The organism is Mesorhizobium sp. LNJC394B00, assembly GCF_000502555.1.
Classification (GTDB): Bacteria; Pseudomonadota; Alphaproteobacteria; order Rhizobiales; family Rhizobiaceae; genus Mesorhizobium.
In genome coordinates this window covers 174,773-197,486 of sequence record NZ_AYWH01000005.1, presented here as the reverse complement: position 1 = coordinate 197,486, position 22,714 = coordinate 174,773, and the positions used below count along the sequence as shown (strand labels likewise).

The 22,714-nt window shown below is 63.6% G+C and carries 19 protein-coding genes and 2 pseudogenes; 11 read left to right on the top strand and 10 right to left on the bottom strand.

The window, feature by feature from the left end; all coding sequences use genetic code 11:
• Nucleotides 1-89 precede the first annotated feature (89 nt).
• The gene (locus tag X751_RS145805) at nt 90-992 is read left to right on the top strand and encodes a phosphotransferase family protein (protein WP_023745231.1); all 903 of its coding nucleotides are present in this window, start codon (nt 90-92) and stop codon (nt 990-992) included.
• Between the two features lies 1 nt (nt 993).
• Here X751_RS145805 and X751_RS145810 read toward each other — a convergent pair whose 3' ends face one another.
• Nucleotides 994-1,917, bottom strand: a complete 924-nt coding sequence (locus X751_RS145810) for a DMT family transporter (protein WP_023692641.1) — start codon at nt 1,915-1,917, stop codon at nt 994-996.
• A gap of 72 nt (nt 1,918-1,989) precedes the next feature.
• Complete coding sequence (locus tag X751_RS145815) at nt 1,990-3,270, bottom strand: amidohydrolase family protein (protein WP_023745230.1); 1,281 nt, start codon at nt 3,268-3,270, stop codon at nt 1,990-1,992.
• Nucleotides 3,271-3,445: 175 nt separating this feature from the next.
• Between X751_RS145815 and X751_RS145820 the strand changes: the two genes are divergently transcribed.
• Nucleotides 3,446-5,203 (top strand): ABC transporter ATP-binding protein, encoded by a 1,758-nt coding sequence (locus X751_RS145820; protein WP_023685110.1) that lies wholly within the window; start codon nt 3,446-3,448, stop codon nt 5,201-5,203.
• A 68-nt stretch (nt 5,204-5,271) separates the two neighbouring features.
• Here X751_RS145820 and ilvD read toward each other — a convergent pair whose 3' ends face one another.
• Nucleotides 5,272-7,116 carry a dihydroxy-acid dehydratase gene (gene ilvD / locus X751_RS145825; protein ID WP_023715582.1) on the bottom strand — a complete coding sequence of 615 codons (1,845 nt, stop codon included), beginning with the start codon at nt 7,114-7,116 and terminating at the stop codon, nt 5,272-5,274.
• Between the two features lie 270 nt (nt 7,117-7,386).
• Between ilvD and X751_RS145830 the strand changes: the two genes are divergently transcribed.
• On the top strand, nt 7,387-7,857 hold the full coding sequence (locus X751_RS145830) for a VOC family protein (protein ID WP_023672886.1): 471 nt from the start codon (nt 7,387-7,389) through the stop codon (nt 7,855-7,857).
• Between the two features lie 179 nt (nt 7,858-8,036).
• Here the strand turns inward: X751_RS145830 and X751_RS145835 are convergent, their stop codons facing one another.
• Nucleotides 8,037-9,629 (bottom strand): peptide chain release factor 3, encoded by a 1,593-nt coding sequence (locus X751_RS145835; protein WP_023745229.1) that lies wholly within the window; start codon nt 9,627-9,629, stop codon nt 8,037-8,039.
• A 140-nt stretch (nt 9,630-9,769) separates the two neighbouring features.
• Here X751_RS145835 and X751_RS145840 point away from each other — a divergent pair, with 140 nt between their 5' ends.
• On the top strand, nt 9,770-10,843 hold the full coding sequence (locus tag X751_RS145840) for an FAD-binding oxidoreductase (protein WP_023745228.1): 1,074 nt from the start codon (nt 9,770-9,772) through the stop codon (nt 10,841-10,843).
• On the opposite strand, the gene X751_RS145845 is transcribed toward X751_RS145840, so the two are convergent.
• From X751_RS145845 to X751_RS145855, 3 genes are all read right to left on the bottom strand, one after another.
• On the bottom strand, nt 10,837-12,210 hold the full coding sequence (locus tag X751_RS145845; protein WP_023725823.1) for an amidase: 1,374 nt from the start codon (nt 12,208-12,210) through the stop codon (nt 10,837-10,839). The two genes, X751_RS145840 and X751_RS145845, sit on opposite strands and share 7 nt — an antisense overlap.
• 301 nt (nt 12,211-12,511) lie before the next feature.
• On the bottom strand, nt 12,512-13,306 hold the full coding sequence (locus X751_RS145850; protein ID WP_023685116.1) for a class II glutamine amidotransferase: 795 nt from the start codon (nt 13,304-13,306) through the stop codon (nt 12,512-12,514).
• A gap of 15 nt (nt 13,307-13,321) precedes the next feature.
• Nucleotides 13,322-13,576 carry a DUF6356 family protein gene (locus X751_RS145855; RefSeq protein WP_023685117.1) on the bottom strand — a complete coding sequence of 85 codons (255 nt, stop codon included), beginning with the start codon at nt 13,574-13,576 and terminating at the stop codon, nt 13,322-13,324.
• A gap of 114 nt (nt 13,577-13,690) precedes the next feature.
• Here X751_RS145855 and X751_RS145860 point away from each other — a divergent pair, with 114 nt between their 5' ends.
• The 6 genes from X751_RS145860 (at nt 13,691) to X751_RS145885 (ending at nt 18,355) form a co-directional block, all read left to right on the top strand.
• Complete coding sequence (locus X751_RS145860) at nt 13,691-14,161, top strand: Lrp/AsnC family transcriptional regulator (RefSeq protein ID WP_023690042.1); 471 nt, start codon at nt 13,691-13,693, stop codon at nt 14,159-14,161.
• Between the two features lie 85 nt (nt 14,162-14,246).
• The gene (gene dut, locus X751_RS145865) at nt 14,247-14,732 is read left to right on the top strand and encodes a dUTP diphosphatase (RefSeq protein ID WP_023698959.1); all 486 of its coding nucleotides are present in this window, start codon (nt 14,247-14,249) and stop codon (nt 14,730-14,732) included.
• On the top strand, nt 14,733-15,467 hold the full coding sequence (locus tag X751_RS145870) for an HAD family phosphatase (RefSeq protein WP_023745227.1): 735 nt from the start codon (nt 14,733-14,735) through the stop codon (nt 15,465-15,467).
• Nucleotides 15,468-15,643: 176 nt separating this feature from the next.
• Nucleotides 15,644-16,462: a hypothetical protein gene (locus X751_RS145875; protein WP_245260580.1), complete on the top strand. Its 819-nt coding sequence runs from the start codon at nt 15,644-15,646 to the stop codon at nt 16,460-16,462.
• A gap of 77 nt (nt 16,463-16,539) precedes the next feature.
• A complete protein-coding gene (locus X751_RS145880) occupies nt 16,540-17,343 on the top strand; it encodes an oxaloacetate decarboxylase (RefSeq protein ID WP_023745225.1) in 804 nt (267 codons plus the stop codon).
• Nucleotides 17,344-17,356: 13 nt separating this feature from the next.
• Nucleotides 17,357-18,355, top strand: a complete 999-nt coding sequence (locus X751_RS145885; protein WP_023692651.1) for a proline racemase family protein — start codon at nt 17,357-17,359, stop codon at nt 18,353-18,355.
• 5 nt (nt 18,356-18,360) lie between these two features.
• Here the strand turns inward: X751_RS145885 and X751_RS145890 are convergent, their stop codons facing one another.
• The gene (locus tag X751_RS145890) at nt 18,361-19,062 is read right to left on the bottom strand and encodes a sulfate transporter family protein (RefSeq protein WP_023672874.1); all 702 of its coding nucleotides are present in this window, start codon (nt 19,060-19,062) and stop codon (nt 18,361-18,363) included.
• Nucleotides 19,063-19,260: 198 nt separating this feature from the next.
• Nucleotides 19,261-20,164: pseudogene (locus X751_RS01000000163950) on the bottom strand (EamA family transporter).
• 215 nt (nt 20,165-20,379) lie between these two features.
• Between X751_RS01000000163950 and X751_RS01000000163945 the strand changes: the two are divergent.
• Nucleotides 20,380-21,448 (top strand): annotated as a pseudogene (locus X751_RS01000000163945) (adenosine kinase).
• A 71-nt stretch (nt 21,449-21,519) separates the two neighbouring features.
• Here the strand turns inward: X751_RS01000000163945 and X751_RS145895 are convergent.
• On the bottom strand, nt 21,520-22,593 hold the full coding sequence (locus X751_RS145895) for a sensor domain-containing diguanylate cyclase (RefSeq protein ID WP_023745224.1): 1,074 nt from the start codon (nt 22,591-22,593) through the stop codon (nt 21,520-21,522).
• Nucleotides 22,594-22,714: the final 121 nt, after the last annotated feature.

The window sequence follows — 22,714 nt, the reverse complement described above, 5'->3', positions numbered from 1 at the left end:
CTCGCTGCTCACCCTCGATCGGATGATAGCCAAACGGCGAAAACTGTGGAACCTTTGTCGCAAGAAATAACACGCCAGGGGCAACAGGCATGAGGACCGACGAGGCACGCGCAACACTTGCGGCAATTCCGGCATTAGCGGGCTACGACGGACCGCTGGAGCGGCTGGGCGGGATGACCAATCTCGTCTTTCGGGCCGGCGATATCTGCCTGCGTATCCCCGGCAAAGGCACCGAGGAGTATATCAACCGCGCTAATGAGGCGGTGGCGGCGCGTGAGGCGGCCAAAGCGGGCGTCAGTCCCGAGGTGCTGCATGTCGACCCCGCGACAGGCGTGCTGGCGAGCCGCTTCGTTGCCGGCGCCGTGACGATGTCGCCGGCAAAGTTCAAGCTGCGTGCCGGCAGCCCGGCCCGCGCCGGCGAAGCCTTCCGCAGGCTGCACGCGTCCGGTGCGGTGTTTCCGTTCCGCTTCGAGCTGTTTGCGATGATCGACGACTATCTCAAGGTCTTATCGACCAAGGACGTCGCCTTGCCGCCGGGCTACCACGACGTGGTGCGCGAATCCGACACCGTGCGTGCCGCCCTTGCCGCGCATAGACTGCCGCTTGCGGCCTGCCATTGCGATCCGCTGTGCGAGAATTTTCTCGATACGGGCGAGCGGATGTGGATCGTCGACTGGGAATATTCGGGGATGAACGATCCGCTCTGGGACCTCGGCGACCTCTCGGTCGAAGGCCGGTTCGACACCGCGCAAGAGGAAGAGATGATGCGCGCCTATTTCGGCGGCGAGGCGAAACCGGCCGAGCGCGGCCGCGTCGTTATCTACAAGGCGATGTGCGACCTGTTGTGGACGCTGTGGGGGCTGATCCAGCTTGCCAACAACAACCCGGTCGAGGACTTCCGCGCCTATGCCGACGGCCGCTTCGCCCGTTGCAAGGCGCTGATGGAAACGCCTGAGTTTTTACGGCATCTGGCGGCGGTGCGCCAAGGTTAGGTCAATTCACGCCTTTCGGCACGTTCTCCGGCGGCACGACTGTTTCGACCACCTTCTGGCGGTGGAAGATGAACAGGCCGGCGAGCACGACGATGGCCGAGCCGATCAGGATGCGCGGTCCCGGCAGGTCGCCGAAGAAGGCCAGGCCGAAGATCACCGCCCATAGAAGCAGGCTGTAGTGCAGCGGCGCCAGCGTCGAGGCAGGGGCCAGTTTCAGCGCCCTGGTAATCATCAGATGCGCGCTGCAGGAGACGATGCCGAGCAGGAGCATGGCGCCGAAATCGAGTGCCGAGGGCGTCTGCCAGGCGCCTATGGTCATCACGCCGCCGACGAGCAGCGTGCCGATAGTCTGCCAGGTGACCAGCGTTGTGTCGCTGGTGCCGCGCAGGCGGCGGCTGAGGATGATGGCGAAGGCGAAGGCAATGCTGCCGACCAGTGCGAACAGCGAGGACTGCGAGAACGCCGCCGAAGACGGCTTCAAGATGATCAGCACGCCGCAGAAGCCGACCATGATGGCGGCCCAGCGGCGCCAGCCGACCTTTTCGCCGAGCAGGAAATGCGACAGCGCCGCCACATAGATCGGCCCGGCCATGTAGAAGCTCATCACGTCGGCAAGCGGAAGATAGACGACGGCGGCATAGAACAGCGCCGTGTCCGCCGTGGTCGCCAGCACGCGCAGAATCTGGAGGACCGGCCGCTCCATCCGGAACAGTCTGCGGGCGCCCTGGTTGGCGATCATCGGGCCGAGCACGATGAAGGCGCCGATGGATCGGATCAGCACCACCTGGCCGACAGAGAAGCTGGCGACCAGCCATTTGCCCATCGCGTCGTTCAGCGCGAACATGAAGTCGCCGGCCAGCATCAAGAGGATGCCGGCCAGAAGCGCGTTCCTGATAGTGAAGGTGCGGACGAGCGACTGGGCCATGCGGCTCCCTAGCTGCAAGCGGCCGCTTTGACGAGGCAAATCGGTAAGACCAGCGGCGGAAATCGGCTGTTTCTACGCAGTTTTGTGCCGCCGGTTCACCTGTCCGGGACGGCCGGCGATCGACAGCCGTGTCTCCTGTTTCGTGCGCTCGGCCACCACCTTGCCCCTGGCGACGATGCACAGCCGTTCGGCACGCAGCCTCAAGGCCTCGATCGGGTTGCCTGCATCGAGGATGACGAAGCTGGCGCGCTTGCCCACGGCAAGGCCGAGATGATCGAGGCCCATGATGGCGGCGTTGACATTGGTGACCATGTCGAAGCAGCGTGCCATGTCGGCAGGGCTCGACATCTGAGCGACGTGAAGCCCCATGAAGGCGACGTCGAGCATGTCGGCGGTGCCCAGCGAATACCAGGGGTCGAGAACGCAATCCTGGCCCCAACCGACGCGGATGCCGAGCGCCAGCATCTCCTTCACCCGGGTCATTCCGCGGCGTTTGGGAAACGTGTCGTGGCGGCCCTGCAGCATGATGTTGATCAGCGGATTGGGGATCGCCGACACACCGGCCTCGGCAATCAGCGGCAGCAGCTTGGAGACGTAGTAATTGTCCATCGAGTGCATTGAAGTCAGATGCGAGCCGGCTACCTTGCCCTGCAGGCCAAGGCGCTGCGTCTCATAGGCAAGCTGCTCGATGTGGCGCGACAGCGGATCGTCGGTCTCGTCGCAATGCAGGTCGACCATCAGCCCGCGCTTCGCCGCGATTTCGCACAATTCGGTCACCGAGCGCGTGCCGTCGGCCATGGTGCGTTCGAAATGCGGGATGCCGCCGACGATGTCGACGCCCATGTCGAGCGCGCGCAGCGTGTTCTGGCGCGCCGTCGGCGAACGGTAGAAGCCATCCTGCGGGAAAGCGACCAGTTGCAGATCGATATAGGGCGCGACAATCTTCTTGACGTCGAGCAGCGCCTCGACCGCCAGAAGCCGGTCGTCGCAGACATCGACATGGGTACGGATGGCGAGCAGGCCCATCGAGACCGCCCAGTCGCAATAGGCGAGCGCCCGCTCGCGCACCGCGTCATGCGTCAGGAGCGGCTTCAGCTCGCCCCATAGCGAAATGCCCTCCAGCAGCGTACCCGAAGCGTTGATGCGTGGAATGCCGTAGGACAGCGTTGCATCCATATGGAAATGCGGATCGACGAAGGGCGGCGAGATCAGATTGCCACGGGCGTCGATCGACGTGCCGGCGCTGACATGCAGTTCGGGCTCGATGGCGACGATCGTCTCGCCGATGATGCCGAGGTCGGCGACGGTGCCGTCGGGCAGCGTTCCGCCGCGCACAACAAGGTCGAAATCCATCTGTCGTCATCTCCCCGCAGATCAATCGCCGCAATCGTGGCGCAAAAGACACCGTGCCGCAGCCGATTGTCTCCGCGACAGCGAAAGGTTCCATCCGGCCACAACTCGCTCTATAAGCCGCCTTTCGCCCTGGTGGCGAATCCGAAATTCGTCAGTCAGGCATGGGATCGGCCATTTGTTTCGCTTCTTCCGTTCGACGGAAAACCAGCGCCTTATCGCAAGGCTTTTGCGGGAATCCTTTCACGCGCATAGATTTGGCTACGCTGCGGCCATTCTGTCGATGCTGGTGGTGGCGGCAACGACAGCAGCCAGCGCCTATATGCTGCGCGAAATCACCAATGAATTCGTGGTTTACAAGCGGATTGGGCAGGTCAATCTGATCGCGGCGGCGACCGGAGCGATTTTCATTCTCAAGGGCTTCGCAAACTTCATCCAGGCCTACTTCATGAGCAGGGTCGGCAATGCCATCATCGCCGACCGGCAGCGCAAGATCTATGACAGCATTCTTGCGCAAGGCATCGAATTCTATCATTCGACCTCTTCGTCCGAACTGATTTCGCGCATGACGAACAATGCCCAGGCCGCGCGCAGCGTGCTCGACCAAATCGTCACGTCCTATGTTCGCGACCTGGTGACGCTGGCTGCGCTGGTGGGTGTGATGGTCTGGCAGCAGCCGGCGCTGTCCCTGATCTGTCTGGTGATCGGGCCCATCGCCATTTACGGCGTCAATCGTATCCTGAAGCGCGTCCGAAAAATTGCCTCGCAAGAATTCCGTTCGCTCGGCCAGATCGTGCAGGTGATGCAGGAAACTGCGATCGGCGTGCGCGTCGTCAAATCCTTCGGTCTCGAAGGCGCCATGCGCAAGCGCATGTACAAGGCCGTGTCGGACGTGGAGAGCCGCGCCAACAACATCGCCACGCTGGAGGCCGCCACCAGCCCGGTTATGGAAACGCTTGCGGGGCTGGCCATCGCTGGCGCCGTTTTTGTCAGCGGCTTCCTGGTTCTGGGCGGCGGCGGTCAGATGCCGGGCAACATCATGGCCTTCATCGCGGCGCTGCTGTTGGCCTATGAGCCGGCCAAGCGCCTGGCCCGCGTACGCATCTCGCTTGAAACCGGCATTGTCGGCGTGCGCATGATGTTCCAGCTCGCCGACCGGCCGCTGACGCTGGCCGAAAAGCCGGATGCAAAGCCGCTGCGGGCCGGGCCGGGCGAGATCCATTTCGACAATGTCAGCTTCGCCTACCCCGAAAGCGCGCCGGTGTTCGAGGGACTGGACCTGACGCTTGCCGCAGGCAAAATGACGGCGCTCGTCGGACCCTCGGGCAGTGGCAAGTCGACCATCCTCAACCTGATCATGCGCATGTACGACCCGCAGAGCGGCAGGGTGATGTTCGACGGGCAGGACATTTCTTGTGCCACGCTCACCTCGGTCAGGGAAAAGATCGCCTATGTCAGCCAGGACACGTTCCTGTTTGCCGGCACGATCATGCACAACATCAGGCTCGGGCGCGAGGGCGCCACGGACGAGGAAGTAATGGCCGCCGCAAGGGCCGCCAATGCACATGACTTCATCAGCGCCCAGGCGAAAGGCTACGACACGGATGTCGGCGAGAATGGCGCGCTGCTGTCAGGCGGCCAGCGCCAGCGCATCTCGATCGCACGCGCCATGCTGCGCAATGCCGAAATCCTGCTTCTGGACGAGGCGACCAGCGCACTCGACGCCGAATCCGAGGCGCTGTTCCGCGACGCGCTGCAGCAGCTGACGGTCGGGCGCACCACCATCGTCATTGCCCACCGCCTGTCGACCGTGCACCAGGCCGACACGATCGTGGTGCTGGAGGCCGGCAAGGTGGTGGAAAGCGGCGCGCATCGCACGCTGCTCAACCAGGGCGGGCTGTATCAGAAGCTTTACGAATATCAGCTGATGCCGTGAGCTTTACCCTCCCCCTTGTGGGGAGGGTCGCTGCGCAGCAGCGGGGTGGGGGTCGGCGCCGCACCCCCTCACTGCGGCACGTGCCGCACCGCGCCCTTGTCTGCGCTGGTGGCGAAGGCTGCGTAAGCGCGCAGCGCGGTCGTCACCTTGCGCTTGCGCTTTTCCTCGGGCTTCCAGGCCATGGCGCCCTTTGCCTCCATGGCCGCGCGGCGCGCATCTAGCTCGGCGTCACTGACCGCCAGACGTATGGTGCGGTTGGGGATGTCGATCTCGATCGTGTCGCCCTCTTGCACCAGCCCGATCAATCCGCCTTCGGCCGCCTCCGGTGAGGCATGGCCGATCGACAGGCCTGATGTGCCGCCCGAGAAGCGGCCGTCGGTGACCAGCGCGCAGGCTTTGCCGAGGCCTTTCGACTTCAGATAGCTCGTGGGGTAGAGCATTTCCTGCATGCCGGGGCCGCCACGCGGCCCTTCATAGCGGATGACGACGACATCGCCGGCCTTGATCTCGTTGGACAGGATCGCTTTGACGGAAGCGTCCTGGCTTTCGAACACGCGGGCCGGGCCGGTGAACTTCAGGATCGACTCGTCGACCCCGGCGGTCTTCACGATGCAGCCGTCGAGCGCGAGATTGCCTTTCAGAACCGCAAGCCCGCCGTCTCTGGAGAACGGCGTTTCGGCCGAACGGATGACGCCCTTCTCGCGGTCGAGGTCGAGCTCGTCCCAGCGGCGGTCCTGGCTGAAGGCGACCTGTGTCGGCACGCCACCCGGAGCGGCGAGAAAGAAGTCGCGGACGCTCTGGCTCGAGGTGCGGGAGATGTCCCAATGGTCAAGCGCTTCGCCGAGGCTTGCCGTATGCACCGTGGGCAGGTTGCGGTTGAGCAGCCCGGCATTGTCGAGCTGGCCGAGGATCGCCATGATGCCGCCGGCGCGGTGGACGTCTTCCATATGCACGTCGGACTTGGCCGGTGCGACCTTGCATAGCACCGGAACCCGCCGTGACAGCCGGTCGATGTCTTCCATGGTGAAGTCGACTTCGCCCTCGTGGGCGGCGGCCAGGATATGCAGCACCGTATTGGTCGAGCCGCCCATGGCGATGTCGAGCGTCATGGCGTTCTCGAAGGCGCCTTTGGAGGCGATGCTGCGCGGCAGTGCCGACTCATCATCCTGCTCGTAATAGCGCTGGGCGAGATCGACGATGAGATGGCCGGCCTCGACGAACAGCCGCTTGCGGTCGGCGTGGGTTGCCAGGGTCGAGCCGTTGCCGGGTAGCGACAGGCCGAGCGCCTCGGTCAGGCAATTCATCGAATTGGCGGTGAACATGCCGGAGCACGAGCCGCAGGTCGGGCAGGCTGAGCGTTCGATGACCTTGACGTCCTCGTCGGAGATCTTGTCGTCGGCGGCGGCAACCATGGCGTCGACCAGGTCGAGCGCTTGTGTCTTGCCGGCGAGCACCACCTTGCCGGCTTCCATCGGCCCCCCGGAGACGAAGACGCTTGGGATATTGAGGCGCAAGGAGGCCATCAGCATGCCGGGCGTGATCTTGTCGCAATTGGAGATGCAGACCATGGCATCGGCGCAATGCGCGTTGACCATATATTCGACCGAGTCCGCGATCAGCTCGCGCGACGGCAGTGAATAGAGCATGCCGTCATGGCCCATGGCGATGCCGTCATCGACGGCGATGGTGTTGAATTCCTTGGCGACGCCGCCGGCCTTCTCGATCTCGCGCGCCACCAGCTGGCCAAGGTCTTTCAGATGGACATGACCCGGCACAAACTGGGTGAAGGAATTGACCACCGCGATGATCGGCTTGCCGAAGTCCGAATCCTTCATGCCGGTGGCGCGCCACAGGCCGCGGGCGCCGGCCATGTTGCGGCCGTGGGTGGTGGTGCGGGAGCGATAGGCAGGCATGAATTTTCCTTGGCTGGCTGGCTGCGCTCAACGCGGAGCGTGGCGGCGCTGGATTTGGATCGCAGGGTTTATAGACCGGCAAGTATGGTCTGGCCACATTTTTGCAATGCGCCAGAGTCTCGCTGAAATCAGGGTTTCGAAAAAGATTGCCGGCCAGTGTCGGATCGCTAGCCCGGCATCCGTCCTTGGGACGACGGCAAGGGAATGGCACCATTTCAATAAGTCAGCCGCTTCACCTGTAACCGCAACCAAACACCCGAGGAGCATGACATGCAAAAGATCACCACCTGCCTGTGGTTCGATGGCCAGGCCGAAGAGGCGATGAATTTCTACGTCTCCATCTTCAAGAATTCGAAGGTGCTGAGCGTGCTGCGTTGGCCCGAAGGCCATGCCGATGCCGGCAAGGCGCTGGTGACCACGTTCGAACTCGACGGCGTGCAGTTCCAGGCACTCAACGGCGGACCGCAATTCAAGTTCAACGAGGCGATGTCACAGTCGATCGACTGCAAGACCCAGGAAGAGGTCGATTATTTCTGGGACAAGCTCATCGAAGGCGGCGGCGAACCGTCGCAATGCAGCTGGCTGAAGGACAAGTTCGGCGTCTCCTGGCAAGTCGTGCCGGAGCAACTGCCGCGCCTGCTTCTGGATCCGGACCGGGCCAAGGCCGGGCGGGTAATGTCGGCGATGATGCAGATGAGCAAGATCGATATTGCGAAGATCGAGGAAGCTGCGGAGGGGTGAGAAGGGGTCCGCGTAGCGGACGAAAAGCCAATTGCTTGGCTTTTCGAGCTTCGAACGCCCTGAGCCATGCGAAGGGCCGGCGCGCGTTGGAGCCAATTGACCCTTCAACGTCGGCGCTGCCCCTCATCCGCCCTTCGGGCACCTTCTCCGCGTAAGCGGGCAGAAGGAAAAGGGGCGCCTTACGCCGCCTTGTCGCGGACCTGGTAGTCCTTGATGGTGGCGAAGCGGATCGCCCTCCAGCGTTCGGCTTCGTAGTTCAGCGAGAAGGCGTTTTGGGCCAGAAACACCGGGTCGTTGTCGAGATCACGGGCGATGTCGCCGCGATGCGCCTCAATGAAGCGAAGCGTCTCGGCCTTGTCGTCGGCAGAGATCCAGCGGCAGACCGAGAAGCGCGACATCTCGAATTCGACCGGCAGCGTGTATTCGAAATTCAACCTTTCCTTCAAGACGTCGAGCTGCAGCGCGCCGACAACGCCGACGATGGCCGGCGAGCCGTCTTCCGGCGAAAACAGCTGCACGACGCCTTCCTCGGCCATCTGGTGCAGCGCTTCCTTGAGTTTTTTCGCCTTCATCGCGTCGCCGAGGCGCACACGGCGCAGGATTTCCGGCGCGAAGTTGGGTACGCCGCGGAACAGTATCTCCTCGCCTTCGGTCAGCGTATCGCCGATACGCAGCGTGCCGTGGTTGGGAATGCCGACGACATCGCCGGCAAACGCTTCGTCGGCGGTGACGCGGGTGCGGGCAAAGAAGAACTGCGGCGCCGACAGGCTCATCGGCTTGCCGGTGCGCACCAGCTTGGCCTTCATGCCGCGCTCGAGCTTGCCCGAACAGACGCGCACGAAGGCGATGCGGTCGCGATGGTTGGGGTCCATATTGGCCTGGATCTTGAACACGAAGGACGTCATCTTCTCCTCCGTCGCCTCGACCTTGCGGGTGTCTGCGTCCTGCGCACGCGGCGGCGGGCCGAAGGCGCCGAGCGCCTCGATCAGGTCGCGCACGCCGTAATTGCGCAGCGCCGAGCCGAAATAGACCGGCGTCAGATGGCCCTCACGGAACGCGTCAATATCAAGAGGTCGGCAGGCCTCGCGCGCGAGTTCCAGCTCCTCGATGAAGGCTTCGCGCTCGTTTTCCGGCAGCAGGCCGGCGACGCGGTTGGAGTCGGGGCCGTTGACCGGCGTGCGGTCTTTCTCGGCATCGCCCCTGCGCACAGCGTTGAGCGCCAGGTGGTAGGTGCCGGCAAAAGTCTTGCCGCGGCCGATCGGCCAGGTGATGGGGGCGGTGTCCAGCGCCAACTTCTGCTCGATCTCGTCGAGAATTTCGAACGGGTCGCGGCTTTCGCGGTCCATCTTGTTGATGAAGGTGACGATGGGGATATCGCGCAGCCGGCAGACCTCGAACAGCTTCAGCGTGCGCGGCTCGATGCCCTTGGCGGCGTCGATGACCATGACGGCCGAGTCGACCGCCGAGAGCGTACGATAGGTGTCGTCGGCGAAATCCTCGTGACCTGGCGTGTCGAGCAGGTTGAAGACATTGTCCTCGTATTCGAAGGTCATCACCGAAGTGACGACCGAAATGCCGCGCTCGCGCTCGATCTTCATCCAGTCGGACCGGGTCTGGATGCGGTCCTTCTTGGCCTTGACCTCGCCGGCAAGCTGGATGGCGCCGCCGAACAGCAGCAGCTTTTCGGTGAGCGTCGTCTTGCCGGCGTCGGGGTGGGCGATGATCGCGAAAGTGCGGCGGCGCGATACCGCCTGTTCGATGTCTTCAGCCAATTTCTGGAATCCTGTCTGTGGCGCGGGCTTCTAGCAGCGCATTGCCAGCCTGTCGACCGTTTCGGGCCGGCAGGCCTCGACCGCCCTTGAGCTTAACCCGCTGCGGTGGCATCAGAGGAGCCCAATTTGAGAGGTCCGGTATGAGCAGCGCTAAAGAAGTCATCGTCATCGGCGCCGGCATTATCGGGGCGTCCATCGCCTGGCACCTGACCAAGGCCGGGGCGCGGGTGACTGTGATTTCCGATAGTGGTGCCGGCGGCGTCGCCACGCCAAACTCCTTTGCCTGGATCAACGCCAGCTGGGGCAATCCCGAAATCTATTTCCGGCTGCGCATCCGTGCGATGGCCGAATGGAAGCGGCTGGCAAACGAGCTGCCCGGCCTGCCGCTCGCCTGGTGCGGCGGGCTGTGCTGGGATCTGCCGGCAGGCAGGCTCGAAGCCTACGCGGCTGAGCACGCTTCCTGGGGTTACGGCATCGAACGCGTCGACGCCGGGCGGGCAGCGCAAATCGAGCCCAGTCTCGTCGAGCCACCGGAATTGGCTGTCTATGTCGCGGAAGAAGGCGTGGCCGAACCGGTCGCAGCGGCCAAGGCGCTGCTGGCCGACGCAGAACGGCAAGGTGCGCGCGTTCTCTCCAGTTCTGTAACCGCACTTGTCCAGACCTATGGCAGGATTACCGGTGTCGATACATCGCATGGGCTGATGGCAGCCGAAGAGGTGGTGATCGCAGCCGGCGTCGGGGCGCCCGATATTGCCGCTACCGCCGGCATCAAGCTACCTATCGAGACGCCGCCCGGCCTGATCGTCCACTCGCGGCCATACAAGAAGCTGCTCAACGGGCTGGTGCATGCCGAAAAGCTGCATATGCGCCAGACGGCGGAGGGCCGCATCATTGCCGGCTCGGATTTCGCCGGCGGCGATCCAGGTGAGAACCCCGACGCCACGGCGCGCGATTTGTTCGCAGCAATGAAGGCGGCCTTGCGCGGCGCCGACGGGCTGGAATTCGAATTTCACACGGTTGGCTACCGGCCGGCGCCGATCGACGGCTTTCCGATCATCGGCCGCGCCGAGGGCGTCGACGGCCTCTATGTCGCCGTCATGCATTCCGGCGTCACGCTGGCGCCGGCGGTCGGGCTGTTCGCCACGCGCGAAATTCTCGACGGCGAGCGTGATCCGCTGCTGACGCCTTATGGGTTGGGTCGGTTTGCTCAGTAGCCCGGCGGACGCTTGAAGCCGCCGGTCAGCGCTTCGATCGCCTTGGCGATGCCGAGCAGCCGCGATTCCGACCAGCGCTTGCCGACCAGTTGCAGGCCGATGGGCAGGCCGTCGCGGTCTTGCCCGCAGGGGAGCGAGAGTGCCGGATGGCCGGAATAATTGAAGACCGCGCCATAGGCCGGTAGCATCCAATAGCTTTGCTCCTTGCCGTCGACTTCGATCGGCGTGCCGGGCTCACAATGCGCGAAGGCCGTGGTCATGGCGACCGGGCACAGCAAGGCATCGCAGGTTTCGAAGAACCTGTCCCAGGCCAGGATCGAGCGGTCGCGGCGAGCGAGCGCCTCGAACCAATTGGTGATCGGCGTTGGCTGCTCCGGCGGTTCGGGCTGCGCTGCCTCCAGCATCATGCCGATCAGATCGCCGCCCTGCTCCAGATCGTCATGCAGATCGATCTCAGGCAAGTTCGCTTCTTCCACAATCACCCCTGCTGATTGCAACCGCTTGGCCAGGCTTTCGACCGCGGCAGCGATTTTACCAGCCACCGGAAAGCCGGGGAAGGACGGCGCGACGGCGATGCGCAATGTCTTGAGGTCGAGCCTGGGCATGGCCTCTACGGGCACCGGCGCGAGGTCGGTGTCTGCTCCGTCCGGGCCGGCGATGATTTTGTAGATCAGCGCAAGATCCTCCACGCTGCGCGCCAGCGGGCCGAGGCAGGACATCAGCCGCACGCTACGCGCCGCGCCGTTCGGATCGGGGAAGGCGCCGGCCAGGGACACGCGGTGCTCGGTCGGTTTCAACCCGTAGACGCCGCAAAAAGCCGACGGCAGGCGGATCGAATCCTGCATGTCGGTGCCGACATCGAACGGCGTCATGCCGGTCGCCACCGCTGCCGCTGCGCCACCGCTGGACCCGCCTGACGTGCGCGATCGGTTCCACGGATTGCTGGTGCGACCGAACAGCGGATTGTCCGATTGCCAGTCGCCCAGCATCGTCGCGACATTGGTCTTTCCAATCAGGATGCCGCCTGCGGCTTTCAATCGGGCGACGACCGGGCTGTCTGCCTTTGCCACATAGTCGGCGAATGGTGCGAAACCAACCGTGGTCTTCATATCAGCGGTTTGGTGCATGTCCTTCAACGTGAAAGGCACGCCATGCAGCGGTCCGAGCGCATCGCCGCGCGCCTGCACCGCGTCGGCTTGTTTCGCGCGCTCGCGGGCGCCTTCCCGATCGAGATTGACGACCGCGTTGACCGCCTCGCTGTGTCGGTCGATTTGGGTCAGATGGGCGTCCAGAGCTTCGACGGCGGAGATCTTTCGCGCCGCGATTGCGGCGGCGAGATCGATGGTCGAGGAAAAGGCGAGGTCCATGATTGCTCCGGCTGCTGCCAAACGTATCGCGGTTTAAAACCAAGTTCAGCATTCGGAGATCATCGGCGCTTGATCAAAATTGCGCTTGCCGGTCGGTAGAGGTTGGCGCTCTACGGCGCCCCCCTCTGTCCTGCCGGACATCTCCCCCACTTTGGGGGAAGATTGGCAGCTTTGGCTTCGGCGCCCCTTTTCCTGCGTTGAAAATTGGCGAAGGCCGCCGTGACCTCCAATCTCCCCCCTCGTGGGGCAGATGTCCGGCAGGACAGAGGGGGGCGCGAAGGAATGCGGCTTAGACTAGGGCCTAGACGACCAGTGCCAGCCTTGCCACAGCCGGCACGAACGGCCGAATGCTCATCCCATCGCCAGTGATCGTGACAAAACTCGCCGGCGGGATCGCCTGCCAGTCGCCGCCTTCGCGGTCGAAGGGTTCGGACACGATGCAACGACCGCCGTTGCGGAGCGACGTGTACAGGGTCGGTGCGTGGGCATCGCTTGCGTAGCGCACGGCATAGAGCGCGCGCCCATCCGAAAGGGCCGCAGTGAGTTTCAAGGCCGGTTCGAGACCGGCGTGGCGTGACGCCTCCAGAACCCGAGCGGTGGCGCGCGATACTGCCCCTTGCGGGTCGCCAGCAAGACCCTCGTCGATCATCAGCAGGAAAAACAATTCGGAATCGGTGGTGCCCTCGCGCTGGTCGAAGACGGCGTCAGAGAGCGAGTTCTCCAGCGCGCGGCGGATCTTTTCGAAGCCGCCGATCTGGCCGTTGTGCATGAACGACCAGTTGCCGGAGATGAAGGGATGGCAGTTCATGCGGCTGGTGGCGCCGCCGGTCGACGCCCTGACATGGGCGAGGAACAGGCCGGATTTGATCTGCCGGCACAGGCTTTTCAGATTGGGATCCGACCAGGCCGGCAGGATGTCGCGGTAGAGGCCGGGCTCGGGCCGGTCGCCATACCAGGCAAGGCCGAAACCGTCTCCATTGGTCGGCGACTTGGCTTCCTGGGCGCAATGGCTCTGGGCAATCAGCGAGTGGCAAGGCGCGGTGACGACGTCTTCGAGGAAGACCGCTTCACCCAGATAGGCCGCCCATCGGCACATCGCTTCTAACCAATCCTAGGCGCGATCCAAGAGAGCCTGGGGCTCCTTGACCGCGTGCGAGCCTCTGTTGTGCGTCCGCTCGTAGAGTTCGCGAACGATTCGGCTTGCCGTAGTTTCGAAGAGAAACGGCAAGAAAGCGTGAACGAGTGCCGCACCAGCGGCCATCAGGAGGCGCGAGCAGAACCAGGCGGCAAAGGCCATATGGCTGAAATAGGTCTCGCCCACCTTGGCCGGGTGAGAGGTGAACAGCTTCGAAAACAGCGTCGTCATGGTGATCCCTCCTGCCGGGATAAGCCCCGATGTGGGTATCCTGCCACGGGGTAAAGGTTCATCGGTCTCAATTTGTCCTTGTCTAACGCCGTGGTTCGGGACATTCATCCCAACATGGCGCTTGAATTCGATGAAATCGACCGAAGATTGCTGGCCGAGCTGCAACGCGACGGCACACTGTCGGTCGATCAGCTCTCCGAAAAAGTGTCGCTGTCGCGCAACGCCTGCTGGCGCCGCGTCAAGCGGCTTGAAGAGGACGGCGTCATCACCGGACGGGTGGCGCTGGTCGATGCCGACAAGCTCGGGCTCGGTCTCTCGGTGTTCATCCTGATCCGCACCTCCAATCATGACCCGGACTGGCTGCAGAAGTTCCGTGCGGCGGTGACTGGTTTTCCCGAGATCACCGGGGTCTATCGCATGTCCGGCGATCTCGACTACGTGCTGCGCGCCCGCGTTGCTGACATGAAGGCCTATGACCGGCTCTATCAGCGGCTGATCGCCAAGGTGGCGCTGTCGGACGTTTCGGCCTCCTTCGTCATGGAGGAGATCAAGGAGACGACCGTCGTTCCGGTGGAATTGCGCTAGGTCACACTGACGCCTGAAAGAAAGCCGTTTATAGGCCTGCGGACGAGTTGACCGAATCGCCGTTCGCGCCGATAGGATCGATTTTATGCGCGCAGCCTTCCAAAATTCCTCCGTCATTGGTCCCACTGTCGGCTTCGTCAGGTTGCCGCATGGCGATGGACTTCCCCTTCCCGCTTACGAAAGCACCGGCGCCGCCGGCATGGATCTGCGCGCCGCGGTGCCGGAAGACCGGCCGCTGCTGATCCTGCCTGGCAAGCGCGCCTTGGTGCCGACCGGTCTGATCCTGGAAATTCCCGAAGGAATGGAAGGCCAGGTGCGGCCGCGCTCCGGCCTTGCCTTCAAGCATGGGCTGACCGTCCTCAATTCACCAGGCACGGTCGACAGCGACTATCGCGGCGAGGTTAAGGTGCTGCTGGTCAACCTCGGCGACGAGGATTTCGCGGTGACGCGCGGCATGCGCATTGCCCAGATCGTCTTTGCCGCGGTGACGCAGGTGACGGTTGAGGAGCGCTCGCTGGCCGGCGCCACGACGCGCGGCGCGGGCGGGTTCGGATCGACCGGCACCGCCTGAATGAGCATACCGAAACTGGTCATCTTCGACTGCGACGGAATCCTGGTCGACACCGAGAACCTTGCCAACCGGCGGCTTGCCGAGTGGTTTGTTGCCGCCGGTTATCCCACCACATTCGAATATTGCCGCAAATATTTTTCCGGCCGCAGCATGGCTTCGGTGCAGAAGGAAATCGAAGAGACGACCACGGTGCGGCTCGGCGCCGATTTCGTCGATCGCTGGAATGCCGGCCTGCCCGATCTGTTTGCGCATGGCGTCGAGGCGATCCCCTATGTGCGCGACTTCATCGAGGCGGTNAATGCCGGCCTGCCCGATCTGTTTGCGCATGGCGTCGAGGCGATCCCCTATGTGCGCGACTTCATCGAGGCGGTTCGCGCGGCCGGCATTCCCTATTGCGTCGCCACTTCTGCGCGTATCTCGAAGATGCACATCACGCTCGGCCAGACCGGGCTGCTGCCGCTGTTCGAGCATGGCATGTTCTCTTCGACCATGGTCAGCCGCGGCAAGCCGTTCCCGGACCTGTTCCTGCATGCGGCAAAGACCATGGGTTTTGCGCCGGCCGACTGCATCGTCATCGAGGACAGCGTTGCCGGCACGCAGGCCGGCATTGCCGCGGGCATGCGTGTCTATTCCTATCATGGCGATCCCTATTCCGACCGCGATGGCCTGGCCGGCGCTGGCGGCGTCCTGTTCGACGACATGCGCGAACTTGCCGGGCTGGTGCCGATCCACTGAAGCTGTGTTAGGTTCCGCGCGGCCAGCCTGAGGCACCCATGCCAACGAACCTGCTTCGCTCCATCCTAAAGCGTTTCACCGTTTCATGGAAACGGCGAACCGCTCTATCTTTTTGTTTTGTTGCAATTTCCGGCCGGAAAACCGCACACACTTTTCCTGAAATTGCTCTAGCGCTTGTGCTGCTGCCGTGGCTTTGGACCGCAGCCGGCGCGCAAGCCGTCAGCTTCCCGGAATTCGGCAGCGCCATCCCCGGCCACATGGATGTGACCTATCTGGACCTCGCAAGGATGGTCATTCCCGGCCTCGCAGGTGACAGCAACGGTTTCTACCGGGGTGGATTGCCGATCGAGATGCGCCACATCGAGGGACCGGATGGCGGCGGTTCGCCGCCTGAGACATCGGGCCTCTCCAACGCCGGCGTGCTCGCCATCAAGGCCGGGGGCAAGGACCGGCTGGCGATGCTCTACGACCTCGGCGACTCTCCCGACAGCGCCGAAGGCTATGCCGTGCTGGCGCTCTACGACATCACAGACAAGCCGAAGCTGCTCGACGCCGTCAATGTCGCGCTCGACCGCGGCACCTATTTCCGTGAACCGGGCAAGCTTTCCGTTGGGCCGAACGACGACATCGTGATCACCATGAGCGCGCATTTCAATTCAAGCCAAAACTACGCGATCACGCCGCTGATCATGGTGCGCGACGACAAATTCCAATTGATCGACATGATCTTCACCTTCGATGAGAACCTGTGCGCCTACAGCCGCAAGCAGGACGTTGCTTTCCAGACGATCGCTGACGGGCAGCCTTATGCCGCGGTCAAAGTGACGGTGACCGACGCCACGGTGCTCAACGGCGAGAGCTGCGACGACCAGCCGCCCAAGCCTGAAGCCCACACAATTTCCGTTACCTATCATTGGGACAAGAAGACGTTGCACTACGTCAAGGATTCCGATGCGCTAGACAAATTGGCAGGAGAGAACGCCAAACGCTTCTGAGCCAACCGCATTCGTTTGCCCGGTGCATTGCTGCACGATAGAATCTGCCGGCATTTCCGCATCTGAAGGGAGCACTCATGGACAAGGGCAAGATCTTTCGCGACCTGCACGCCTCGACCTTCGTCATGCCCAACCCCTGGGATGTCGGCACGACCAAGCTCCTGGCCTCCTTCGGCTTCAAGGTGCTGGCGACGACCAGCGCCGGTTTTGCCTTCTCGCGCGGCCTGCCCGATGGCGCAGTGACCTTCGAGGCGATGATCCACCATTGCCGCGAGCTGACGGCGGCAACCAGCCTGCCGGTGTCGGCCGATCTCGAGAAAGGCAAGGGCGACAGCGCGACGAGTGCCGCCGAGACGGTTTTTGCGGCCGAAGCGGCAGGTCTCGCCGGCTGCTCGATCGAGGACCATACCGGCGATCCCGACAAGCCCATCTATGAGTTTTCACACGCCGTCGAGCGCGTTGCAGCTGCTGCTGAGGCCGCACGGGCGCTCAAGCATGATTTCGTCTTCACCGCACGGGCCGAGAATTTCCTTTGGGGCAAACCGGATCTCGACGACACGATCAAGCGGCTGCAGGCCTTCGAAAAGGCCGGCGCCGATGTGCTCTATGCGCCCGGCCTCAAAGATGTCGAGACCATCCAGAAAGTCTGCTCGGCGGTGAGCAGGCCGGTCAATGTCATGGCACTCCCGGCCTTCACCATCGCCGACCTTGCCATGGCCGGGGTCAAGCGCATCTCGCTCGGTCCGTGGCTGACCAATTTCGCCTTCGGCATGCTGGAAACCGCGGCGCGCGAGATCCAGCAGGACGGCACGTTCGGCTTCACCCGGGCCGCCATCCCGTTCGGCAAATTGCAGGCGCTGTTTTCCAAATCCTCAGGCTAGGGGGTCCCGGCGCATGACGCTCACCGTCGTCGACATGCACACCGGCGGCGAGCCGCTCAGGATCGTCACCGACGGCTATCCAGACATTCCCAAAGGCACGATCCTGGAAAAGCGCGCCTATGTGCGCGACCACCTCGACCATTTGCGCAAGCTGCTGATCTTCGAGCCGCGCGGCCACTACGACATGTATGGCGCGCTGCTGGTGGAGCCCGACCTGCCCGGCGCCGAGCTGGCCGTGCTGTTTATGCACAACGAGGGCTATTCGACGATGTGCGGCCACGCCATCATTGCGCTTGGCCGCTACGCCGTCGACGAAGGGCTGGTGGTCAAGCAGGAGCCAATCACCACCGTCAACATCGAGGCGCCGTGCGGCATGGTCGTCGCCTCGGTCGAGGTCAGGGACGGCAAAGCGGGATCGGTGTCGTTCGAAAGCGTGCCGGCCTTTCTGTTTGCCCATGACCAACAAATCGAATTGGGGGGATACGGCAAGATTGCGTTCGACATCGCCTATGGCGGCGCCTTCTACGCGCTGGCCGACTGCCATCAATTCGGCCTGGAGTTCGGCCGCAGCCGGGTGCGCGATTTCGTCGACGCGGCAACCGCGCTGACCGAGCGGCTGAAGGCGGCGTTCCCTCTATCGCATCCCGACCATGCCGATCTCGCTTTCCTCTACGGCACCATCCTCACCGATGGACACGATGCGTTCTCCGGCGAGGCAACAAAAAACATCTGCGTCTTTGCCGATGCCGAGGTCGACCGCTCGCCGACCGGCTCCGGCGTCACCGCGCGGCTGGCGGCAATGCATGCCAAGGGTGAGATCAACCCTGGTCAGGAGCGGTCCTTCGAAAGCATCGCCGGCTCGCGCTTTTCCGGAGCGGTGGCGCGCACGACCATGGCCGGCCCGCATGATGCGATCATCGCCCGCGTCGGCGGCCGCGCCTACTATTCGGGCCGGGCGGAATTCACCGTCGAGCCGGATGACGAATTGGGACGCGGTTTTCTTCTGCGTTGATAGGCCTATCGCCCGGCGCTCTCCCGCGCGCCGACCGCCTTGTGCAGATGCACCATCATGGCGGCGGCAAAGAGCGGCGTCAGCAGGTTGAGCAGGGGCACGGCGAGGAAGGCAGCGATGAGCAGCCCGGCCAGAAAGACGGTGCCGGCATATTTCCGGCGCAACGCCCTCGCCTCATCTTCCGGGCGGAAGCGCATGGCGGCGAATTCGAAGAATTCACGTCCGAGCAGATAGCCGTTGACGATGAAGAAGGCGGCGATGTTGACGCCCGGAACCAACAGAAGGAGCAAGGCGACGATGTTGCCCAGGATGACGACGCCGAAGAATTTCACCGACAACACGAGCGAGCGCAGCGCCGGCATGGCGCGTCCGACGGGATCGGCCGGATAGTCGGTGCGCTCGACCACTTCGGCGATGTCGTCGAGAAACAGGCCGGCCACGATTGCCGTCACCGGCGCGATCAGCAGCGCCATCCCGAAGGCAAGCGCGATGGCAGCGATGATGCCGCTCAGCCATCCGGCCCAGGACGGCAGGCCGGGCAGCAAGGAGTGAACCCATGGCAGGGCCAGCCAATCGACAAGCCCGGTCAAGACGAACCACAAGGCGACCAGCGCCAGGACGGTCAAGCCCAGCGTCTTCAGGAAAACCGCGCGGAATTCGGGAGAAAACAGCCGGCTGAAGGCGGCGCGGGCAGCGTTGGAGATCACGGCGTTTCCACCCCCAGGAACAAACGGATATCTCCGACATAGGCGGAGACCCTGTCAGCCGCAAGCCTGCTGGAGCGGGCGCAATTCCGGACGGGAACTAGAGCATGATCCCAAAAAGTGGGTACCGGTTTTTGGAAAAGATCATGCTCCAACAAAGGGCTAGATCATGATGAGATTTCAACCAAATCTCATCATGATCTAGCGCGCCAGCGCCCGGGAGCGGGCGGGGATGGTCATTGCCGCAACGCCGGCGACGACGCAGCCCATGCCCCAGAAAGCTGTCGGCCCAACGCTTTCACCGAGGAACAGGACGCCGATGCCGACGCCGATCGGCACGCGCAGATAGGCCTGCGACGTCGTGCCGACCGAACCAAGCGTGTGGATGAGGCGGAAAAAGATGCAGAAGGCCAGCGCCGTGGAGAACACCGACAATGCCAACAAGGCCAGTATCGACGCCATTGAAGGCGACAGCGTCCACGGGCGGTCGAAGGCCAGGCTCAAGGGGACGAGGATGACCGCGCCGCACAGCATCGAGCCGGCGGCCGGCAGCATCGGGTCGAGTCCCCTAAAGCTGCGGCCGAAAAACGGCGGCGCCGGCATAGCAGACCGTGGCGGCAATGACGGCAAGCTGCGCCCACAATTGATGGCCGAGCCCGCCAAGCGCCTGGGTGCCGACGATCAGGCAAATGCCGGCAATGCCGGCACCGACACCGAACAGCTCGCGTGCGGTCACGGATTCATGGCGGGTGATAAGCGCGGTCAGCAGGAAGGTGAAGATCGGCGAGGTCGCGTTGAGAATGGTGGCCAGACCGGCGTCGATGGAGCGCTCGGCGGCGGCGATCAGCGTGAACGGCACGACGCTGTTGAGGCAGGCCTGGACCATGAACCGCCACAAGGTCGCGCTGTCCTTGGGCATGGCGAGGCCGCGCCAGCGGATCAGCGCGAGCAGGATGGCGCCGGCAATGAAGGTGCGGGCAGCGATGAAGGATATCGGCGGGATCGTCTCGACACCGATCTTGATGAAGGTATAGGACGCGCCCCACAGGGCGGCCAGCACGCCAAGCAGCGCCAGTTCGGTGGTCATGTCGGTCTTTGCTTGCATGCGGGTGCTTCCAGCGCTTGATTTGAGGCCAAGCTTGTAGGCGACCCGGCGGTCAGATGCTTCGGCCACGGTCGAACTGTGATGGAGCCTCGTCCCAGGCGCGCGCGCCGGCTTGGGCCGGCAAAGGGTGGAAATCGGTTGCCATTTTTCGGGGTGATGCTGTAGACCCGCCCGGGCGCGGCAGAAAGCCGGCAGGTTCCCAGGCGGAGACATTGATGCCCGATTATGACGTGCTTTGCATCGGCAATGCCATTGTCGACATCATCGCCCAGTGCGACGACGCTTTTCTCGAGACAAACGGCATCATCAAGGGTGCGATGAACCTCATCGACACCAAGCGCGCCGAGCTGCTCTACAGCCGCATGGGGCCGGCGATCGAGGCCTCGGGCGGCAGCGCCGGCAACACGGCGGCGGGCGTCGCCAGCTTCGGCGGCCGCGCCGCATTCTTCGGCAAGGTATCGAACGACCCGCTCGGCGAAATCTACGCCCATGACATCCATGCCCAGGGCGTCGCCTTCGACACCCGGCCGCTCGAGGGCCAGCCGCCGACGGCGCGCTCGATGATCTTCGTCACCCCCGACGGCGAGCGCTCGATGAACACCTATCTCGGCGCCTGCATCGAACTCGGGCCGGAAGACGTCGAGGCCGACAAGGCGTCGGGCGCCAAGGTGACCTATTTCGAGGGCTATCTGTGGGATCCGCCGCGCGCCAAGGAGGCGATCCGGCAGACGGCGAAGCTCGCACACGAGGCCGGGCGCGAAGTGTCGATGACGTTGTCGGATTCGTTCTGCGTCGACCGCTACCGGGACGAGTTCCTCGAGCTGATGCGCTCGGGCACTGTCGACATCGTCTTTGCCAACAGCCACGAGATCAAGTCGCTCTACCAGACAAAATCCTTCGACGAGGCGCTGGCGGCTATCCGCAAAGACTGCAAGATTGCCGCCGTCACCCGCTCCGAAAAAGGCTCAGTGATCGTGCGCGGCGACGANGGCTATCCGCAAAGACTGCAAGATTGCCGCCGTCACCCGCTCCGAAAAAGGCTCAGTGATCGTGCGCGGCGACGAGACCGTCACCATTCAGGCGACGACGATCCGCGAACTGGTCGACACCACCGGCGCCGGCGACCTCTACGCCGCCGGCTTCCTCTACGGCTACACGACCGGACGCAGCCTGCAGGATTGCGGTGATCTCGGCTCGCTGGCAGCCGGGCTGGTGATCCAGCAGCTCGGGCCGCGGCCGCGGCAGAACCTGCGCAGCGCGGCCCAACTGGCGGGGTTGCTGTAGGGCCGTCTTTCGGCGCGCAGCGCCGAGCCAGATGAGGGGTGCCCGCCGGTTCAGGCTGTCCGGCGCTCCGCTCAGGCGGTGCGGCGAAGGTCGTCGGACGTAGGCCCGGGTTCCAAAGCCCCGGCGGTGACCAGCCGGTTCCGGCCGCTCTTTTTGCCGATGTACATCAGTCGGTCGGCGAGCGTTATCAGCGCCTCCGAATCGGACGCTTCCGCCGGGTAGATGGCGACGCCAACGGTGCAACCAACATGGATGGCACCATTCGGCGTCGGCACCTTGATCCGCAGCTTTTCCAGGATACGTTCGGCGACGCCCACGGCCTTCTGTCGGGCCCGGCTAGCCTCTCCTGAAAACAGGAATGCGAACTCGTCTCCACCGAGCCGCGCCACGAAATCAGCGCTGCGCAGGATGGTGCGAAGCTGACCCGCCACCTCATGCAGCAGCGCGTCGCCGGCCTCGTGGCCGAGCGTGTCGTTGACCTTCTTGAACCTATCGAGGTCGATGAACAGCAGGCCGGCCGCCTGGCCGGTGCTGTCGCAGCGGTCGATCACCGACCTCAGCTCGTTGTGAAAGGCGCGCCGGTTGGGCAGGCCGGTCAATGCATCGTGGTTGGCCGAGTGGTCGCTGTGCTGCTTGGCCAGCTCGATCTCGCGCTTTTGTACGGAGAGTTCCTCATTGGCGGCCTTGAGTTCGAGCAGCAGCTCGGCGTTGAGATCCTCGACGACCTTGCGGTCGCTGATGTCGACGACGAAACCTTCCAGGAATTCCAGTTCGCCGGCCTCGTCCCAGACGCCGCCGCCGATCTCGCGGACCCAGAGCGGCTCGCCGACCTGCGGCACGATGCGGTAGTCGACGTTCCAGTTGCAGCGCGCCTCGAGCGCGGTATCGACGGCGGCATAGACGGCAGCGAGATCATCCGGGTGGATGGCCGAGACATAGTCGCGCACGGCATTTTGAATGAAGTCGCTCGGCCGATAACCGCTGACGGTGAAAATGCCGTCGCTGATGTAGAGCATGGTGTAGGACGCATCGTTGCGGCAACGGTAGAGATAACCGTCCATGCGGCCGGTGATGCTGAGCAGCGCATCCAGGCGCTCGTCGTGATAGACCCCCTGGCCGACCACAGATGCCGTGTCATGCTTCATGGCCGCACCCCCGTTTTGGCGGTCTGAGCGCGCCGCCAATGCCATAAGGCCATAGGGGGCGAGAACGTTCCCTATAGCAGCCGAATATTATCAATCTCTTATGGGTTGGCTATTTTGCCGC